This is a genomic window from Streptomyces sp. NPDC086835 (assembly GCF_044745705.1).
GTDB lineage: Bacteria > Actinomycetota > Actinomycetes > Streptomycetales > Streptomycetaceae > Streptomyces.
Genome location: NZ_JBIVAU010000004.1, coordinates 58,552 through 74,119 on the forward strand (window position 1 = coordinate 58,552; position 15,568 = coordinate 74,119).

Genomic DNA, 15,568 nt, shown 5'->3' on the forward strand with positions numbered 1-15,568 from the left:
TCGTCCGCCCGCCTAGCGTGTCGTGCATGACTGTCCAAACGCGTCTGATCGCCGAGTCCGAGTACCCCGACTGGCTCAGGGCGCTGGCCACGGGCTTTCTCAGGCCGCCGGTGGTCACCGACGAGGAGGTGGCCGACCGCCGGGCGAGTACGGATCTCGGCCGGGTGAGGGGCGCGTTCGACGCCGGCCGGTGCGTGGCGACGTACCGTTCCTTCGCCCAGCAGCTCACCACGGTCGGCGGCGCACGGCTCGCGGCGAGCGCCGTCTCCAACGTCACGGTCTCCCCGACGCACCGCCGCCGGGGCCTGCTCAGCCGGATGATCGACGCCGATCTCGCCGAGGCCAAGGAGCGCGGCGACAGCGTCTCGACGCTGATCGCCGCCGAGTACCCGATCTACGGCCGGTACGGCTACGGGCCGGCCACCACCACTGCGGAGTGGTCCGTGGACGTACCCCGGGCCGGCCTCGACCCGCGGGCGGCCGGCCCGGACGACGGCGGCCGCGTCGACCTGGTCGACGGCGACGACGTGCGCAAGCTCGGCCCGGAGCTCCACCAGCGGCTGGCGGCCACGCAGCACGGCGTCGTCGACCGCGACGAGCGCTGGTGGCGGGTGAACACCGGCCAGGCGCAGCTTCCCGCGCATCCGTGGACGGAACCGTTCTACGCCGTGTACCGCGCACCGGACGGCACGGTCGAGGGGCTGCTGACCTACTCGGCGGACGACAAGTGGGGCGACGGCAAGCAGCCGCTCAACACGGCCACCGTGCGCGACATGATCGCGCTGAGCCCGGCCGCGGAGCGCGCCCTGTGGCGCTTCGTCTGCTCGGTCGACTGGATCACCACGGTCCGCTCCGGCCGACGCGCCCCGGACGACCTGCTGCCCCACCTGCTGCCCGACCCGCGCGCGGCGCGGATCGTCACGCAGGCGGACTTCCTGTGGTTGCGGCTCCTGGACGTCCCGGTCGCGCTGACCGCCCGGACGTACCAGGGCTCGGGGACCCTGGTGCTCGACGTGCGGGACGACTCGGCGCTCGCGTCCGGCCGCTTCCGGCTGGACGCGTCGCCGTCGGGCGTGTCCTGCACGCCCTCGTCGCAGTCGCCGGACCTGACCCTGGACGTACGGGAACTGGCCACACTCGGCCTGGGGGACGAGTCCGCGACCCGCCTCACGGCCCTGGGCCGCCTCGACGAGCACACGGCGGGCGCGGCCGCGCGCGCGGACCTGCTGTTCCGCACGGGGCGCCGGCCCTGGTGCCCGGACGTGTTCTGAGGCAGGGCGGGCGGGGGCCTACGGCATCGCGGTCAGGCCCCGGCGGTCAGCGCGGGGGCCACGAGCAGGAAGCCGCCGATGGTGGCGCAGGTGGTGTTCTCGGACCTGAGACCGACGGTTAAAAGGGCCAGGCCGAATGCGGCCGTGAGACCGAAGCGCCATTGCACGTACTGCTCGACGACCAGGGACACCAGAGGCACGGCTGTTCTCCTCACGCTCAAAGGGGGAGTTGCGGATGAAGTCAGCCGAGTTGGCCGCCAACTTGTAGAAGTTGTCCCCGGTTGGCCGAGATAGCTAAACAACTTCCTGGTAACTCCCGCCATGGATGGCGAAGTTGTAGCGTTCAGGTGTGACCCACGAGCAACAGGCAGTGGCCGCCCGGGGCAAGCCCTCGTACGGCGAGGTGGCAGACGTGCTGACCGATCGCATCCGTACCGGTCTGCTGAGAGCCGGCGAGCGGATGCCGACGCAGGAACAGCTCGCCGCCGAGTTCGGCATCGAACGGCGCACGGTGCGCCAGGCGCTGGAGCTGCTGCGCGACGCGGGTCTGATCACGGAGGGCGGCAAGGGTGCGCCCGCCCGGGTCTCCGTCCCACCGCCGCGGGACGCGGAGGAGACGCCCAGGACGACGGCCGCCGCCCTCGGACCGCGTCTGGTCGAGGCGTTCGAGGCGCCGAACGTGCGGGTCGACGCGATCTGTCTCACCACGGAGACCCTCAACCAGGCCCTCGCGGAACCGCTGCGGCGGGTCCAGGCGCGGGAGATCGCCACGCCGGAGAGCGTCCGGGTCAGGGTCCTCGTGCCGGCGCACGACGTGAAGCTCGCCTTCCCGCGTCCGGCGGAGGGGGCGGTCGACGACGACAAGGTGCACAGGCACTGGCAGGTGCGGCGCGACGGCCACGGGCGCGGACTGCTGCTGAGCCTCGAGGCGCTGGCGACCCGGGGCATCGACGTCGAGGTGACCCTGAGGACGCTGCCCTTCACCCCGCCCGTGAAGCTCTATCTGCTGAACGGCGCGGAGGCCCTCTTCGCGTACTACAACGTCCATGAGCGCACGGAACGCATCGCCGGTACGGACACGAGGATCTTCGACGCCCTCGGCAGCGACTCGACGCTCTTCCCCTTCGAGTCCGGCGGGGGGCGGCGTGACCAGGCGTTCGTGGCCCAGTCGCAGACGTGGTTCGACAGTCTCTGGGGCACGCTGGCCGCGGACGTCGTGTTCGACGGCTGATCAGCCGTCGAACACGAGCGCCGTCAGGGCCCCGTGCCGACTGCCGGAGCGATCAGCAGGAAGCCGCCGATACCGGCGCAGGCCGCGTTCTCCGCCTTGATGCCGACCGCGAGCAGGGCGAGCCCCAGGGCGGCGACGAAGCCGTACCGCAGCTGCACGTACTGCTCGGCGAGGAGGGTGATGAGAGGCATGGGGATCACTCCTTCGAGGGAGAGGCGCCGGGCTCGCACTCCGTTGTGCTGCGGGGCTGACAACTGGACCGGTGTTAGGTCAACTGCCGTACAAATTGGTCTGGTTGACCTGTATGGGTGATGCCCCCTGGGGGCATGGTTGCAAACTTGTCTGGTTGCTTGTTTCTTGTCGGGTCGGTGCGAGGCATCTCTCCTTGGCTGTACGTCAGTTGTAAGGTTGCGGCGTGACGAGTCATGGATCTGTCCCGCGAGACCACACGCACAGGTACCTGTCGGTGGCCGACGCCCTGCGCAGGGAGATCAACGACGGGACGCGCCGGCCGGGCGACCGTCTGCCCACCCAGAGCGAGCTGGTCTCCCGGTTCGGTGTGTCCCGGGCGACGGTGAACCGGGCCATCGAAGTCCTCAGGGAGCAGGGGCTCATCGAGTCGCGGCAGGGCAGCGGGACGTTCGTGAGCCGGAGCGAGCGCAGCATCCCGGCGCAGACCGGCACGGGCGACGGCGAGGACGTGTGGGCGGTCGTCTCCGAACGTGTCCCGCCGGTGGTGCTCGCGCCCTACCTGGAAGAGGCGTTCGAGGCCACGGAGGTCACCCTCGACGTCTTCTCGATGACCACGGAGACTCTCGCGGCCAGGGTGTCCGCCCAGAAGACCCGCATCATGGACGGCGACATCCGTCCGCCGCGCAGCATCAGCGCCCGGCTGATGCTCCCGGACACCGACTCTCCCGTCCTGGCGATCCCCCGGCTGGAGGACGGGCGGGACGATCCCCGCGTACGGCGCCGGCTGCGAGGCATTCTCCAGGCGCACGCGTCCATGCTCAGCCAGTCTCTGTACGAGCTGCGCGACCGCGGACTGGTGTCCGAGGTCTCCGTCGAGGTCCGGCTGGTCCCGTTCGCGCCGCAGCTCAAGCTGTACATCCTCAACCGCCGGCTGGCGCTCCAGGGCTTCTACCCGCCGGAGCTGGGGACGATCACCGTCCCTCCGGACGGTGAGGAGGTGACGATCCTCGACGCGTACGGCACCGGGGCGACCCTGTTCCCCTTCCGTGCCGCCGCCGACTCCACACCCGAGCAGGTCGGCATCGTGCGGGCGTTCCAGTACCTCTTCGATTCGATGTGGAAACACCAAGCCAAAGAGGCGGATTTCTGACCGTGCCATCTGTCACCACGTCCGTGGCGGTCCCGGACGCGATGCGGGAGATGCTCTCCCGGGCCCAGTGCATCGTGTTCGACCTGGACGGCCCGATCGCGCGGGTCTTCGCCGGCGAGCCCGCGGCGGTCATCGCCCGCGAGCTGTGGGAGATCGCCGAACGCGACGGCTGCCTGGTCGAGGAGCTGCGCGGCTGCCTCGACCCGATGGCCCTGCTGTACGGGCACACCGCGGAGATGCGGAGGAACAACGGCGGCGGCGGTTGGGCGGAGACCGTCGCGAAGATGCACGACCAGCTCGACGCCTACGAGCGCAAGGCCGCCGAGTCGGCGACGCCCACGCCGGGTGCCGCAGCCTTCATCGAGGCGTGCCATGCGTCCGGAAGGACCCTCTCCATCGCGACGAACAACCATGTGGACGCCGCGACACGGATCCTCGCGCGCATGTCCGTGCGCCACTGCTTCGAGGGTCCGGTGGTCGGCAGGGGCCGGGACGCGCTGCTGATGAAACCCCATCCGGCGCCGCTCAGGGAGGCCATGCTGCGCGGCGTCGCCGTGGACCGGCACCTGATGATCGGCGACACCGGCACGGACTTCCGGGCCGCCCAGGAGGTGGGGATGCCGTTCTACGGGTACCACCGGTCCGAGCGGGGAAGGCGACGGCTACGGGAGGCCGGTGTGCCGCTGATCGCTTCCGGGATGGCGGAGTTCCTTCCGTTCGCCTGAGGCGGTGGCCGCCGAAGACCCACAGCGGCGCGGCAGTTGTACCTTGCTTGTGGAGGAGGACCGCACCACCCAGGGAGGTCCGTGAACAAGGAGGCGGCCGCATTCACACGGGGGCAGCGAGCATGACGGCCGAGCCTTCGGCGAGGGTGTGGCAGCAGGCCGTGCGGCTCAGCGCCGGCGAGGCGCTGATCGAAGGGCCGCTCAAGGGGTACCACCACGAGACCTACGCCTTCCCGCTGCCCCATCCGGCGGGCGGCGCCGGGACGGTCCGGTGGAAGTGCCGGGAGCCCCGCGAGGGGATCCTCCGCTTCGACCGGCGCTCCTTCCCCTCGGAAGGGGCGCTGGTCCGCGCTCTGGCCGGTCATGTCTCCAGCGTCCCGGAAATCATCGTGGTCGACGACATCGGCCTTCAGCGGTTCATCGAGGGCTCGACGCTCGCACTGCACGGGCGTCCTGGGACCGCTGTCCCAGAGGCCCATGTCGCCCAGATCGAGCGGCTGTTCCGCGAGCTGGCGGCCGTTCCTTCGGCGGTGCTGCCGCCGGAGGAACCGGCCCACACGGCGGGCGGTGCCGCCGACGGGGACTGCGGCGCGTTCGCCGAAGGGCTGATCCGTTTCACGGAGGAGCGCGTCCACCAGGCGCACCGGCCCGTGTACGGGCGGCTGTTCCAGGAGCTCGGCGTGCCCGAGGAAGGGCTGCTGCGGCTCGCGGAGCGGACCCGCTCCTTCAGCGCGCGTCCCTTCTGCCTCCTGCACGGGGACCTGCACCGGGAGAACTTCATCGTCGACGGCGACGGCCGGCTGTGGACGATCGACTGGGAACTGGCCATGTTCGGCGACCCGCTGTACGACCTCGCCACCCATCTGCACCTGATGGGATATCCGGCGGAGCAGGAGGCGGCGGTGGCGCGCCGCTGGCGGGACGCCGTCGAGGAGGCACGGCCGGGCAGCTCGCGCGGCTGGCGCAAGGACCTGCCGCATCTGCTGCGCTACAAGCGGGCCCAGTCCGTCTACACGGACGTCATCCGCGCCGCCCTCGCTGTGGCCCGGGGGGACATCGACTGGCGTGCCCTTCAGGCGACCTCGCACAAGCTGCGGACGGTCCTCGCGCGGGGGCGTTCGGCGCTCGGCTCGGCGCCGCCGCCGGACGTGCCCCGGATCATGACCGCCCTGGTGTCGTTCAGCGTGTCCGCGCCCTGAACAGCACCCCCGACAGCGCGACCGCCACCGCCAGGATCGCCCCGCACCACGCCAGCGCCGTCCACGGCGCCGTGCCCACCGGCTCGTCGTGCAGGAGGCCGCGGAGGGACTCGATCAGCGGCGTGACCGGCTGGTGGTCGGCGAAGCCGTGGAGCCAGGACGGCATGGTTTCGATGGGGACGAACGCGCTGCTCGGATAGGGCAGGAACATCATGAAGAAGGTGAAGCCGGCCGCCGCTTCCGGTGTTCTGGCCATGAGGCCGACCGCCGCGGACAGCCAGGAGAGCGCCACCAGGAACGCCAGCAGGATGCCCGCCGCGGCGAGCCAGCCGGCCGCGGAGGCCGACGGGCGGAAGCCGATGAGGAGGCCGACGGAGAGGACCAGCGCGGTCGAGAAGACGTTGCGCACGGTGCTCGCCACGACATGACCGGCCAGGATCGACGTGCCGCCGACGTCGAGGGACCGGAACCGGTCGATGATGCCGCCCTTCATGTCCTCGCTCACCCGGACCGCCGTGCCGGACGAGCCGAAGGCGGAGCAGAGCACGAGGATGCCCGGGGCGACGTAGTCGACGTACTCCGTACCGGTGTTGATCGCTCCGCCGAAGAAGTAGACGAAGACGAGCATCAGCATGACCGGCAGCATCATCGAGGTGATGACGGCGTCGACGTCGCGGCGGCTGAGGCGGACGCAGCGGCCGGTCATGGTCAGGGCGGGGGTCAGCAGGCGCGCGGCGCCCGACGTCTCAGACATGGGTGGGCTCCTGCCCGGAAGCGGCACCCGTGCGGGTGAGGGACAGGAACACGTCGTCGAGCGTCGTGGTGTGCAGCGAGAAGCGGGAGACGTCCCGCCGCTCCGGGTCGATGTCGTCGAGCAGCGCCCGCACTTCGAGGGCGGTGCCGTCGGTCGGCAGGCCGAGCGTGAGCGACTCGGGGGAGCGGTGCACGGCCCGCCGCTCGTGTCGTGCGTAGGCGGCCCGGTCGGTGAACACGACGTCCAGGCGGTGGCCGCCGACCTTGGCCTTGAGCTGCGCGGCGGTGCCTTCCGCCACCATGCGGCCCGCGTCCATGACGGCGACGCGGTCGGCGAGCCGGTCGGCCTCCTCCAGGTACTGGGTGGTCAGGAAGACCGTGGTGCCGCGGCCGGAGAGGTCGCGGACGACCTGCCAGAGCTCCTGGCGGCTGCGTGGGTCGAGGCCGGTCGTCGGCTCGTCCAGGAACACGACCTGGGGGTCGCCGACGAGCCCGGCGGCGAGGTCGAGGCGCCGGCGCATGCCGCCGGAGTACGTCACGGCGAGGCGACGCCCGGCGGCGGCGAGGTCGAAGCGCTCCAGCAGTTCGGCCGCGCGGCGGCGTGACGCCGCGCGGGACAGGCCGCTGAGGCGGGCCATCATGCGGAGGTTCTCCTCACCGGTCTGCTTCTCGTCGACCGCCGCGAACTGGCCGGTGAGGCTGATGGCCCGGCGTACCCGGCCCCGGTCGGCCGTCACGTCGTGGCCGGCCACGCGGGCACGTCCCGCGTCGGCGGCGGTGAGGGTGGCGAGGATCCGTACGGTCGTCGTCTTGCCCGCCCCGTTCGGTCCGAGCAGCGAGAAGACGCTGCCCCTTTCGACCCTGAGGTCGACGCCGTCGAGCACGGGCACTTTTCCGTAGGCCTTGCGCAGGCCGTGCGCCTCGATCGCCGGCTCGGCGGTGGGCGTGGCGTGCGGCGGCCGCCGGGTGGCCGTCGGTCGTCCGGTGCTCATGATGGCGAGCCCCCTTCTGCGTATGGAATACGCGTTACTGTGTAAGGGTTACGCATTACTAGGATGGGCGTCAAGCGCGAGAGGGCGGCGGGCAGCGGGCGACAGCAGAAGGCGGCGGAGTCGATGGCGGGCAGTGGACGCAGGCGCGCCCCGGACGGTGCGAAGACCGAAACCGGGCTGCCCGCGAGCATCGAGGCGGCGTGGGGCCTGCGGAAACGCCCCGGGAAAGGCCCCAAGCCGGGGATCGGGATCGAGCGGATCGTCGCGGCCGCCGTGGCTGTGGCGTCCTCGGAAGGACTCCCGGCGGTCTCCATGGGCAGGGTCGCCAAGGAGCTCGGCGTCTCCACGATGTCGCTGTACCGGTACGTCGCCGCGAAGGACGAGCTCTACATCCTGATGCTGGAGGAGGCAGTCGGCCTGCCGCCCGAACCCCCGGCCCCCGGGACCGGCTGGCGTGAGGCGCTGGCGGCCTGGGCGTGGGCGCAGCGCGAGGTCTTCCACCGCAGTCCGTGGATGCTGCGCATCCCCATCTCCGGCCCGCCGGCCACCCCCAACTCGGTCGCCTGGTGGGACCGCGGCCTCGCCGCCCTGGCGGACACCGGTCTCGACGAGGGCGAGAAGATCTCGGTGGTTTTGCTGGTCGGCGGTTTCGTGCGCAACGAGGCACTGCTCATGGCCGACCTCGGGGCGGCGATCGCGGCGAGCGGCGAGTCCCCGGACGTGGTCATGCGCCGTTACGCGAACACTCTGGAGCGGTTCGCCGACCCCGAGCGCTATCCGGCGCTCGCCCGCCTCCTTCAGTCGCGGGTGATGTACGAACCGGACAGCCAGGACTTCGAGTTCGTCTTCGGTCTGGAGCGACTGCTGGACGGCGTGGGTGTCCTGGTCGAGAAGCGCCTCGCGGACGCGGCACAGCATGAGGGAGGACCGCGGACATGAGCGGCGCGAGCAGCGGAACGGGGCTGCGCGAGCGCAAGAAGCGCCTCACCTACCGGGCGATCTCCGACGCGGCCGTCGCGCTCTTCCTCGAGCGGGGCTTCGACGCGGTCTCCGTCGCCGAGGTGGCGTCCGCGGCGGACGTCTCGAAGCCGACGCTGTTCCGGTACTTCCCCACGAAGGAGGACCTGGCGCTGCACCGGTTCGCCGATCACGAGGACGAGGCCGCGCGTGTGGTCGCCGCCCGCCCGGCCGGTGTCCCGCCGCTCGAGGTGCTGCACCGCCACGTCCTCGACGGCCTGGCGCGTCGCGACCCCGTCACCGGGCTGAACGACGAGCAGGGCGTGCTCGCCTTCCACCGGCTGGTGTACGGGACACCGAGCCTGGTGGCGCGGCTCCACGCCTACCAGGTCAGGTCGGAACGGGCGCTGGCGGAGGCGCTGTGCGCGGCGGGGTCGCAGGGGCTCGGCGCCCGGCTGGCGGCGGGGCAGATCGTCGCCGTGCTGCGCATCCTCGCCGAGGAGAACTGGCGGCGGATCGCAGCGGGGGAACGGGCCGAGGACATCGCGCCGGACGCCGTGGCGGCGGCCGATCATGCCTTCGCGCAGCTGCGAGCGGGTCTGGGATGAATTCCGGTGCGAGAGGCTTCCCTCCGGCCGCTGCGCCGCTGCGTCCGTCGCCCGCTCCCCGTCGCGCCGCCGGCGCGCGTGTCAGACTTCCGGGATGACCACAGAGACGATCACCGCCTCCGCCGCGGGGAGTTGGCAGCTGGGCGACCTGACGGTCAACCGGATCGGGTTCGGCGCGATGCGGCTGACGGCGGACGCGGACGGCGCTCCCGGCGACAGGGACCGGGCGATCGCCGTGCTGCGGCGGGCCGTGGAGCTCGGCGTGAACCACATCGACACCGCCGCCTTCTACTTCTCGGCCACCCGGTCCGCCAACGAGCTGATCAACCGGGCCCTGTACCCGTACCCGTCCGACCTCGTCATCACCACCAAGGTCTGGCCGGGACGCGACCCGTCCGGGAACTGGTGGTGGGCCTCGCCGGAGCAGTTGCGGGGACAGGTCGAGGAGAACCTGCGGCAGCTCGGCCGCGACCACCTGGACGTGGTGAACCTCCGCATCCCGCCCAGCGGTCGAACCGGCTCGCTGGCGGCCCACTTCGAGGTCCTCGCCACACTGCGTGACGCCGGTCTGATCCGCCATCTCGGCATCTCCAACGTCCGGCCGCACCATCTCGAGGAGGCTCGGGCCATCGCGCCGGTCGTGTGTGTGCAGAACCCGTACGGGGTGGGTGCCTCGCCGGAGCACAACGCGTTCCTGGACTCCTGCGGTGAACAGGGCGTGGCGTTCGTGCCGTTCTTCGCGATCGCGGGCAGCGGCCGGGAGGCCGGTGCGAACGGAACCGACAGCGAGGAGGTCCATGCCGTCGCCCGGGCGCACGGCGCGACCCCGGCGCAGGTCAGGCTCGCCTGGACGCTGCAGCGCGGCCCGCACGTGCTCGCGATCCCGGGCACCGGCAACCCGGACCATCTGGCCGACAACGTGGCCGCCGGCTCCCTGCGGCTCTCGGACGACGAGATGGCACTGCTGGACGGGGCCGGGCGGGAGCCTCAGCCGTAGCGGCGCAGCAGCGCTTCGAGGTAGTCCTCCAGACGCCGCGCGACCAGCCGCGCCGTCAGGTCGGTGCGGCCGAGCTCCCGCCATGGGACGGCGACCTTCTCGGCGTCCGGCGCGAAGGCCAGCGCGTCGAGCATCCGCCAGTAGAGGTGGTCGGCCGGATCCTCGGTGAGCCGCCCGCCGGCTGCGGCGTAGCGGTCCGCGAAGCGCAGGCCCTCGTCGGGGCCGTGCAGCAGAGCGAGCGCGGTGGAGCAGTGGGCGACGTCCAGGTCGGCGGGGCCCCAGGAGGTCTCCACCCAGTCGACGACACCGCTGATGCGCGGGTCCTCCGCCTCCCCGGTGAAGAGCACGTTCCCCGGATGGAAGTCGCGGTGGAGGAAGCAGGCCCGGTGGGCGGGCGGGGCCCGGCGTATGACGTCGACCGCGCGCCGCCATACGTCGGGCCGGTCCGTCGCCCCGGGCAGCCGGACGCGGTCGGGAGCGGTCCACGCCTGGTAGGCGCGTGGCCGCTCCCCTTCGGGTACGTCCAGCCGGTGGATGCGCACCAACTGGTCCGCGAGCAGGGCGGCCCGGCGGCCCGCGCCGGTCTCCTCCAGCCGGACGCGCCCCGGGAGCAGGCTCATCAGGAGCGAGGGATGGTCGCAGTGTTCGGCGTCCGGGTCGACGGCTACGAGCTCGGCCACCGGCACCCCGCCGGACGGTCCGAGCAGCCGCAGCATGCCGGCCTCGCGGGTGAGGAGCCCCGCCGCATGCCGGAGGTAGAACGGTTCGACGAACGACCGCAGCACCAGCGTGCGTTCCGCGCCCGCGGGCCCCTCGACGCGCAGACGCCGCATCGTGGACGTCCATCCGCCGAGAAGCCGCTCGGCGCCCTCGATCCGTTCGCCTTCCCCGAGTTGCCCGCGCACCCAGGCGCGCGTCGCCGCCCAGTCCTCGTCGTGCTCCTGGCCGCGTCCGTGGTCCGTTTCCCCGCCCATGGACGAAACCCTAGGACCGGACGGCACCGGCGGGCTCGATCTCGCCCAACTCGACCGACAGATGCGGGACAGCGAGCTCAGGAACGCCGGCGCGTCGAAGACCTCCCCCGCCGAGGAGGCCCCGACCCTCGTGACCTGTCCGGCGAGGGGACGGACGACCGCCTCGACGGCGAGGGGTGCGCTGGTCGCGTAGATGTCCCGGCCGCGGGCGACGGCGCGGCGCCGGGTTTCCCCGGAGCGGACGACGACGTCCTGAGCCGCTATTCGCTCAACGTGTCGCGGCGTCGGCGAGGATCGCTCGAAGTCGTGCCCGGCATTCGGCCACGAAGGCGGGATACGTGTGCCAGTAGTAGGAGATCCCGCTGACGCCCACCGCGATCGCCCAGGCGCGGGCGCGGGCCCAGGTCACGTCATCGAGACTCAACGCGTCCCAGTAGGCCTGCCGTGCCTGTGCCGGCAGGTCCCAGACGGTGGAGTGCTCGGCGTCGGGAAAGCCGACCGAGAGCGCCCCGAAATCTATGACCGCGTGGAGTCTGCCTTCCCGGACCAGGAGGTTGGTCGGCTTGAGGTCGCCGTGGAGCCATACGTGAGGTGCGGAGGGCCCGGGCAGCGCGAGCGCGGCTCGCCACAGCTGTTCCAGAGCGTCGACGTCGAGCTCGGAGCCCACGGTGGTCCGGCAGTCGTCGAGACTTCCGCCTATCCATTGGTCGCACGGCTCCAGGCCGCCTCCGCGGTACCAGCTGAGGCCGTCCGTGCGGGTCGCTCCCATGAGGTCGATGCTGTGCAACTCGCGGACGACCGCCGCCAGGTCGGCGCCGAAGGCGGACCAGTCCCTGACGGTGTCCGGGCCGGCCTGGTCGCCGTCGATCCAGCGGTAGACCGACCAGACCGGGGGGAAGGCGGCGGTGGGCGCCCCGGCGTGTACGGGCTCGGGGATCGGGCATGAGAGGAGGGGCGCCAGGCGAGGAAGCCACTCCTGCTCCTTCCGCAAGGACTCTCCCTTGTCGGCGGTCCGTGGAAGACGCACGAGCAGGTCGTCGCCCAGCCGGTACATGGTGTTCTCCGTGCCCGCGCCCGCCGGTGCCAGCGGCAGGCCGGCCCACTCCGGTCGCTGCGCCTTCAGCAGTGACCGGACCAGCGTCTCGTCGACCGGGATCTCGTTCTCGTGAAGCGTCACGCCGGAAGTCTCGCCGCGGACGGAGCGGGAAGCCAATGACTTTCCGTCAGGCTCGGTGCTGCACCGGAGAAGTAGCCCGGCGAGGTCGGCGCCTGGTCCGTCCGGGTGTTGTTTGCGACACTATTGCAAGCAGTTGCTTGCAATAGTTAGCGCCGGTGCGGCACCATCGGTACATGGCATCGCTCAACGTCGGCAATCTCGGTGAGTACCTCCGCGAACAGCGGCGCAACGCGCAGCTGTCCCTGCGGCAGCTCGCCGACGCCGCCGGGGTGTCCAATCCGTATCTGAGCCAGATCGAGCGCGGGCTGCGCAAGCCGAGCGCCGAGGTTCTTCAGCAGGTCGCCAAGGCCCTGCGGATCTCGGCGGAGACGCTGTACGTGCGGGCCGGGATCCTGGACGAGCAGGAGCGGGACGAACTGGAGACGCGTGCCGTCATCCTGGCCGACCCTTCCATCAACGAGCGGCAGAAGCAGGTGCTTCTCCAGATCTACGAGTCCTTCCGCAAGGAGAACGGGCTCGAGACCGCCGCTGCCACGGAAGCCCACGAGGACACCGCCGCTGACGGCCCCCGCACGGCCGGCACGGGCGATGCCGAACCGAAGACGAACTGATCTGCGTTCCGGGAGGACCACAGTCATGGCCATCACCGATGACCTGCGTAAGACCCTCACCGACCCGACTCCCCTCTACTTCGCCGCCGGCACCGCCGACCTCGCCGTCCAGCAGGCGAGGAAGGTGCCCGCGCTGATCGAGCAGCTGGCCGCCGAGGCGCCGGGCCGTATCGACGCCGTGCGCAACACCGACCCCAAGGCTGTGCAGGAGAAGGTGACCGCGCAGGCCAAGGAGGCGCAGGCCACCGTGCAGGCGAAGGTCGCCGAGGTGATCGGGAACTTCGACACCGACCTGAAGAAGCTGGGCGAGAGCGCCCAGGACCTCGCGCTGCGCAGCGTCGGCGTCGCCGCCGAGTACGCGGTCAAGGCCCGTGAGACGTACGAGAAGGTCGCCGAGCACGGCGAGCAGACCGTGCGGGCGTGGCGTGGCGGCGCGGCGGAGGAGATCACCGAGATCGCCGTCGCCGTGGAGCCCGAGCCGGCGAAGAGCAAGCAGAGCGACGCCGAGTCGAAGCCCGTGTCGGCCACCGCGGAGCCGAAGAGCGCCGAGGCCAAGAAGCCGGCCGCGCGCAAGACCGCCGTGCGCAAGCCGGCCGACAAGAACAGCACGCCGCCGGCCGCGAAGTGAGCGATGCGCGGGCGCCGCTGGACGCGGCGCCCGGCACGTTCATCGCGCTGCGGGCATCCTCGGAGGTACCTTGGCGGCGAGGCAGGCGACACCAACCACTGAGTAGGCGGTGCTGAGGATGCTGGCTGAACGTTTCGACTTCGGGCTCGGGATGATCGTCGATCTGGTCTTCCTGGTGACGTCCGTGGCCGCTTTCGTCATGGCCGCCATGGCCCGTGAGGACGCCTACCGGGCCGCCGACAAGAAGACCAAGCCGTTCTGGCTGATCATCCTCGGTGTCGCGGTCGCCGTGAACCTGATTCCGTTCATCTCGATGCTGTTCCTGCAGATCGCCGGACTGATCGCATCGATCGTCTTCTTCGTCGACGTACGCCCCGCACTCCAGCAGGTCTCCGGAGGCGGCAGGCGCCGTGGCGGCTCCAGCAGCGACGGCCCGTACGGCCCCTACAACGGCGGCCGGTGACGGCCTCAAGGACCGCACGCCGGCGCGTGCGGACTCGTCGGTGTGCCTGTTCTCGACCTCCGGCGCTCGTCGCCGGCCATGAGCCTCGGCCGGTGCCTGCGACGCCCTGCCCACGATCGCTGCGCATGACCGCGATGCCCGGCCGGTGACGCGACGGACCACCGGTGACCGCGGTGGACGACCGTCGCTCAGCGGCGGGTCCCGTCGCGGCTCAGCAGCAGCACCGCCACGTCGTCGGTGAGATCACCGCCGTTGAGCTCGCGCACCTCGCCGACGGCGGCCTCGAGGAGCGCCTCGCCGTCCAGCCCGGCCGACAGCTGGCGGTTGATCATCGCGAGCATGCCGTCCTGGCCCAGTCGCTGCTTGGTGTCCGGGCCCTGGCGGCCTTCTATGAGCCCGTCCGTGTACATCATCAGGCTCCAGGAGCCGCCCAGCTCCACCTGGCGGCGTGGCCAGCGGGCACGCGGCAGCAGGCCGAGCGCCGGGCCGCCGTCGTCGTAGGGGAGCAGCTGCGCGGCCCGGCCGTGCCGGGCGATCAGCGGGGAGGGGTGGCCCGCCAGGCAGAGCCCGGCCCGCCGTCCGTCGGCGGAGATGTCCACCGTGCAGAGCGTCGCGAAGATCTCGTCGCTCTCCCGCTCGTGCTCCAGCACCTGCTGGAGCGTGGACAGCAGGTCGTCGCCGCACAGTCCGGCGAACGTGAGAGCCCGCCACGCGATGCGCAGTTCCACGCCGAGTGCCGCCTCGTCCGGGCCGTGGCCGCAGACGTCGCCGATCATCGCGTGGACCGTGCCGTCCGGGGTGCGGACGGTGTCGTAGAAGTCGCCGCCGAGCAGGGCGCGGGAGCGCCCCGGGCGGTAGCGCGCCGCGAAGCGCAGGTCCGAGCCCTCCAGCAGCGGGGTGGGCAGCAGACCGCGCTCGAGCCGGGCGTTCTCCTGGGCGCGCAGCCGGGACTCGGCGAGCTTCACCTGGGCGGTGTCGGCCCGCTTGCGCTCCACCGCGTACCGCACGGCGCGGGTCAGCAGGCGTCCGTCGAGCTCCTCGCGGACGAGGTGGTCCTGAGCGCCCAGCCGTACGGCCTCCGCGGCCAGCTCCGTGTCGCCGGACGCGGTCAGCGCCAGCACGGCGTGCCGGGGCGCGAGGCGCAGGACGTGCTTGAGCGCGCCGAGGGCGTCGTCCTGCGGGCGTCCGGGGAGCGCGAGGTCGACGAGGACGCAGTGGACGTCGTCCGTGAGCAGCCGCTCGGCCTCGGTGAGGTTCCGGGCGGTGCGGATGCGGACGCGCGCACCTGCGGCGTCCAGCAGACCGGGAACGCTGAAGGTGCCCGCAGGGTCGTCCTCGATGACGAGGAGTATCAGGTCGCCGCCGGCTCCACCGGGGGCGGTCTCCGCGACGGGGACGTTCCTCTGTCGCGGTACGGGTACGGGCATCGGTGTTGTTCCTTCCCTCCCCCCGAGGGCGCGGCAGGACGACGATCGACGACCCGCCAGACGGGGACCATAGCGGTAGGCGGTGGCCGAACGGAATGGCGATCAGCGAAGAGCCGATGGCATATGCCGCGCATAGGGGCGTAGTTGCCGGGTGGCCCATGACGAACATCACCCCGCGCGCCCGTTTCGCCCCTTCCTCCGCGTGGCGTGCGT

19 protein-coding genes are annotated in these 15,568 nt (G+C 71.7%); 12 read left to right on the top strand and 7 right to left on the bottom strand.

All coding sequences use genetic code 11. The features are described 5' to 3' along the window. Positions 1–26 precede the first annotated feature (26 nt). Positions 27–1,271 (top strand): GNAT family N-acetyltransferase, encoded by a 1,245-nt coding sequence (locus ACIPJI_RS15400; protein ID WP_402246686.1) that lies wholly within the window; start codon positions 27–29, stop codon positions 1,269–1,271. 32 nt (positions 1,272–1,303) lie between these two features. On the opposite strand, the gene ACIPJI_RS15405 is transcribed toward ACIPJI_RS15400, so the two are convergent. Then, positions 1,304–1,471, bottom strand: a complete 168-nt coding sequence (locus ACIPJI_RS15405; RefSeq protein ID WP_229834970.1) for a hypothetical protein — start codon at positions 1,469–1,471, stop codon at positions 1,304–1,306. Positions 1,472–1,620: 149 nt separating this feature from the next. Between ACIPJI_RS15405 and ACIPJI_RS15410 the strand changes: the two genes are divergently transcribed. Further along, entirely contained in the window at positions 1,621–2,502 is an 882-nt protein-coding gene (locus ACIPJI_RS15410) for a GntR family transcriptional regulator (RefSeq protein WP_402246688.1), read from the top strand. Positions 2,503–2,525: 23 nt separating this feature from the next. Here the strand turns inward: ACIPJI_RS15410 and ACIPJI_RS15415 are convergent, their stop codons facing one another. Next, positions 2,526–2,693, bottom strand: a complete 168-nt coding sequence (locus tag ACIPJI_RS15415; RefSeq protein ID WP_307707172.1) for a hypothetical protein — start codon at positions 2,691–2,693, stop codon at positions 2,526–2,528. Between the two features lie 275 nt (positions 2,694–2,968). Between ACIPJI_RS15415 and ACIPJI_RS15420 the strand changes: the two genes are divergently transcribed. The 3 genes from ACIPJI_RS15420 (at position 2,969) to ACIPJI_RS15430 (ending at position 5,768) form a co-directional block, all read left to right on the top strand. After that, a complete protein-coding gene (locus ACIPJI_RS15420) occupies positions 2,969–3,844 on the top strand; it encodes a GntR family transcriptional regulator (RefSeq protein ID WP_402246690.1) in 876 nt (291 codons plus the stop codon). 2 nt (positions 3,845–3,846) lie between these two features. Beyond that, positions 3,847–4,569 (top strand): HAD family hydrolase, encoded by a 723-nt coding sequence (locus ACIPJI_RS15425; RefSeq protein ID WP_307707170.1) that lies wholly within the window; start codon positions 3,847–3,849, stop codon positions 4,567–4,569. 122 nt (positions 4,570–4,691) lie between these two features. Continuing rightward, positions 4,692–5,768 carry a phosphotransferase gene (locus tag ACIPJI_RS15430; RefSeq protein ID WP_402246692.1) on the top strand — a complete coding sequence of 359 codons (1,077 nt, stop codon included), beginning with the start codon at positions 4,692–4,694 and terminating at the stop codon, positions 5,766–5,768. On the opposite strand, the gene ACIPJI_RS15435 is transcribed toward ACIPJI_RS15430, so the two are convergent. Together ACIPJI_RS15435 and ACIPJI_RS15440 are read right to left on the bottom strand one after the other, a co-directional pair. Next, positions 5,749–6,522, bottom strand: coding sequence for an ABC transporter permease (locus tag ACIPJI_RS15435; RefSeq protein ID WP_356618919.1), 774 nt, complete (start codon positions 6,520–6,522; stop codon positions 5,749–5,751). The genes ACIPJI_RS15430 and ACIPJI_RS15435 overlap by 20 nt on opposite strands. Next, on the bottom strand, positions 6,515–7,513 hold the full coding sequence (locus tag ACIPJI_RS15440; RefSeq protein ID WP_356618917.1) for an ATP-binding cassette domain-containing protein: 999 nt from the start codon (positions 7,511–7,513) through the stop codon (positions 6,515–6,517). Before ACIPJI_RS15440 ends, ACIPJI_RS15435 begins: the two co-directional genes overlap by 8 nt. Positions 7,514–7,636: 123 nt before the next feature. On the opposite strand from ACIPJI_RS15440, the gene ACIPJI_RS15445 reads away from it, so the two are divergent. The 3 genes from ACIPJI_RS15445 to ACIPJI_RS15455 all read left to right on the top strand — a co-directional run bounded on the left by ACIPJI_RS15445 (position 7,637) and on the right by ACIPJI_RS15455 (position 10,075). Then, on the top strand, positions 7,637–8,452 hold the full coding sequence (locus tag ACIPJI_RS15445) for a TetR/AcrR family transcriptional regulator (RefSeq protein WP_307710405.1): 816 nt from the start codon (positions 7,637–7,639) through the stop codon (positions 8,450–8,452). Further along, on the top strand, positions 8,449–9,078 hold the full coding sequence (locus ACIPJI_RS15450; protein WP_402246694.1) for a TetR/AcrR family transcriptional regulator: 630 nt from the start codon (positions 8,449–8,451) through the stop codon (positions 9,076–9,078). Before ACIPJI_RS15445 ends, ACIPJI_RS15450 begins: the two co-directional genes overlap by 4 nt. Positions 9,079–9,172: 94 nt before the next feature. Then, positions 9,173–10,075: an oxidoreductase gene (locus ACIPJI_RS15455; protein ID WP_356618914.1), complete on the top strand. Its 903-nt coding sequence runs from the start codon at positions 9,173–9,175 to the stop codon at positions 10,073–10,075. On the opposite strand, the gene ACIPJI_RS15460 is transcribed toward ACIPJI_RS15455, so the two are convergent. Beyond that, complete coding sequence (locus ACIPJI_RS15460; protein ID WP_402246695.1) at positions 10,066–11,049, bottom strand: phosphotransferase family protein; 984 nt, start codon at positions 11,047–11,049, stop codon at positions 10,066–10,068. The genes ACIPJI_RS15455 and ACIPJI_RS15460 overlap by 10 nt on opposite strands. Here ACIPJI_RS15460 and ACIPJI_RS15465 point away from each other — a divergent pair. Next, complete coding sequence (locus tag ACIPJI_RS15465) at positions 11,048–11,242, top strand: hypothetical protein (protein WP_402246697.1); 195 nt, start codon at positions 11,048–11,050, stop codon at positions 11,240–11,242. The two genes, ACIPJI_RS15460 and ACIPJI_RS15465, sit on opposite strands and share 2 nt — an antisense overlap. A gap of 75 nt (positions 11,243–11,317) precedes the next feature. Here ACIPJI_RS15465 and ACIPJI_RS15470 read toward each other — a convergent pair whose 3' ends face one another. After that, positions 11,318–12,226, bottom strand: a complete 909-nt coding sequence (locus tag ACIPJI_RS15470) for an aminoglycoside phosphotransferase family protein (RefSeq protein ID WP_402246699.1) — start codon at positions 12,224–12,226, stop codon at positions 11,318–11,320. Between the two features lie 173 nt (positions 12,227–12,399). Here ACIPJI_RS15470 and ACIPJI_RS15475 point away from each other — a divergent pair, with 173 nt between their 5' ends. The 3 genes from ACIPJI_RS15475 to ACIPJI_RS15485 all read left to right on the top strand — a co-directional run bounded on the left by ACIPJI_RS15475 (position 12,400) and on the right by ACIPJI_RS15485 (position 13,928). Beyond that, on the top strand, positions 12,400–12,837 hold the full coding sequence (locus ACIPJI_RS15475; protein ID WP_159690415.1) for a helix-turn-helix domain-containing protein: 438 nt from the start codon (positions 12,400–12,402) through the stop codon (positions 12,835–12,837). 25 nt (positions 12,838–12,862) lie between these two features. Next, positions 12,863–13,465, top strand: a complete 603-nt coding sequence (locus tag ACIPJI_RS15480) for a hypothetical protein (protein WP_307707162.1) — start codon at positions 12,863–12,865, stop codon at positions 13,463–13,465. A gap of 118 nt (positions 13,466–13,583) precedes the next feature. Continuing rightward, the gene (locus ACIPJI_RS15485; protein WP_307707161.1) at positions 13,584–13,928 is read left to right on the top strand and encodes a DUF2516 family protein; all 345 of its coding nucleotides are present in this window, start codon (positions 13,584–13,586) and stop codon (positions 13,926–13,928) included. Positions 13,929–14,116: 188 nt separating this feature from the next. Here ACIPJI_RS15485 and ACIPJI_RS15490 read toward each other — a convergent pair whose 3' ends face one another. Continuing rightward, positions 14,117–15,355 carry a PP2C family protein-serine/threonine phosphatase gene (locus tag ACIPJI_RS15490; RefSeq protein WP_402246701.1) on the bottom strand — a complete coding sequence of 413 codons (1,239 nt, stop codon included), beginning with the start codon at positions 15,353–15,355 and terminating at the stop codon, positions 14,117–14,119. Positions 15,356–15,568: the final 213 nt, after the last annotated feature.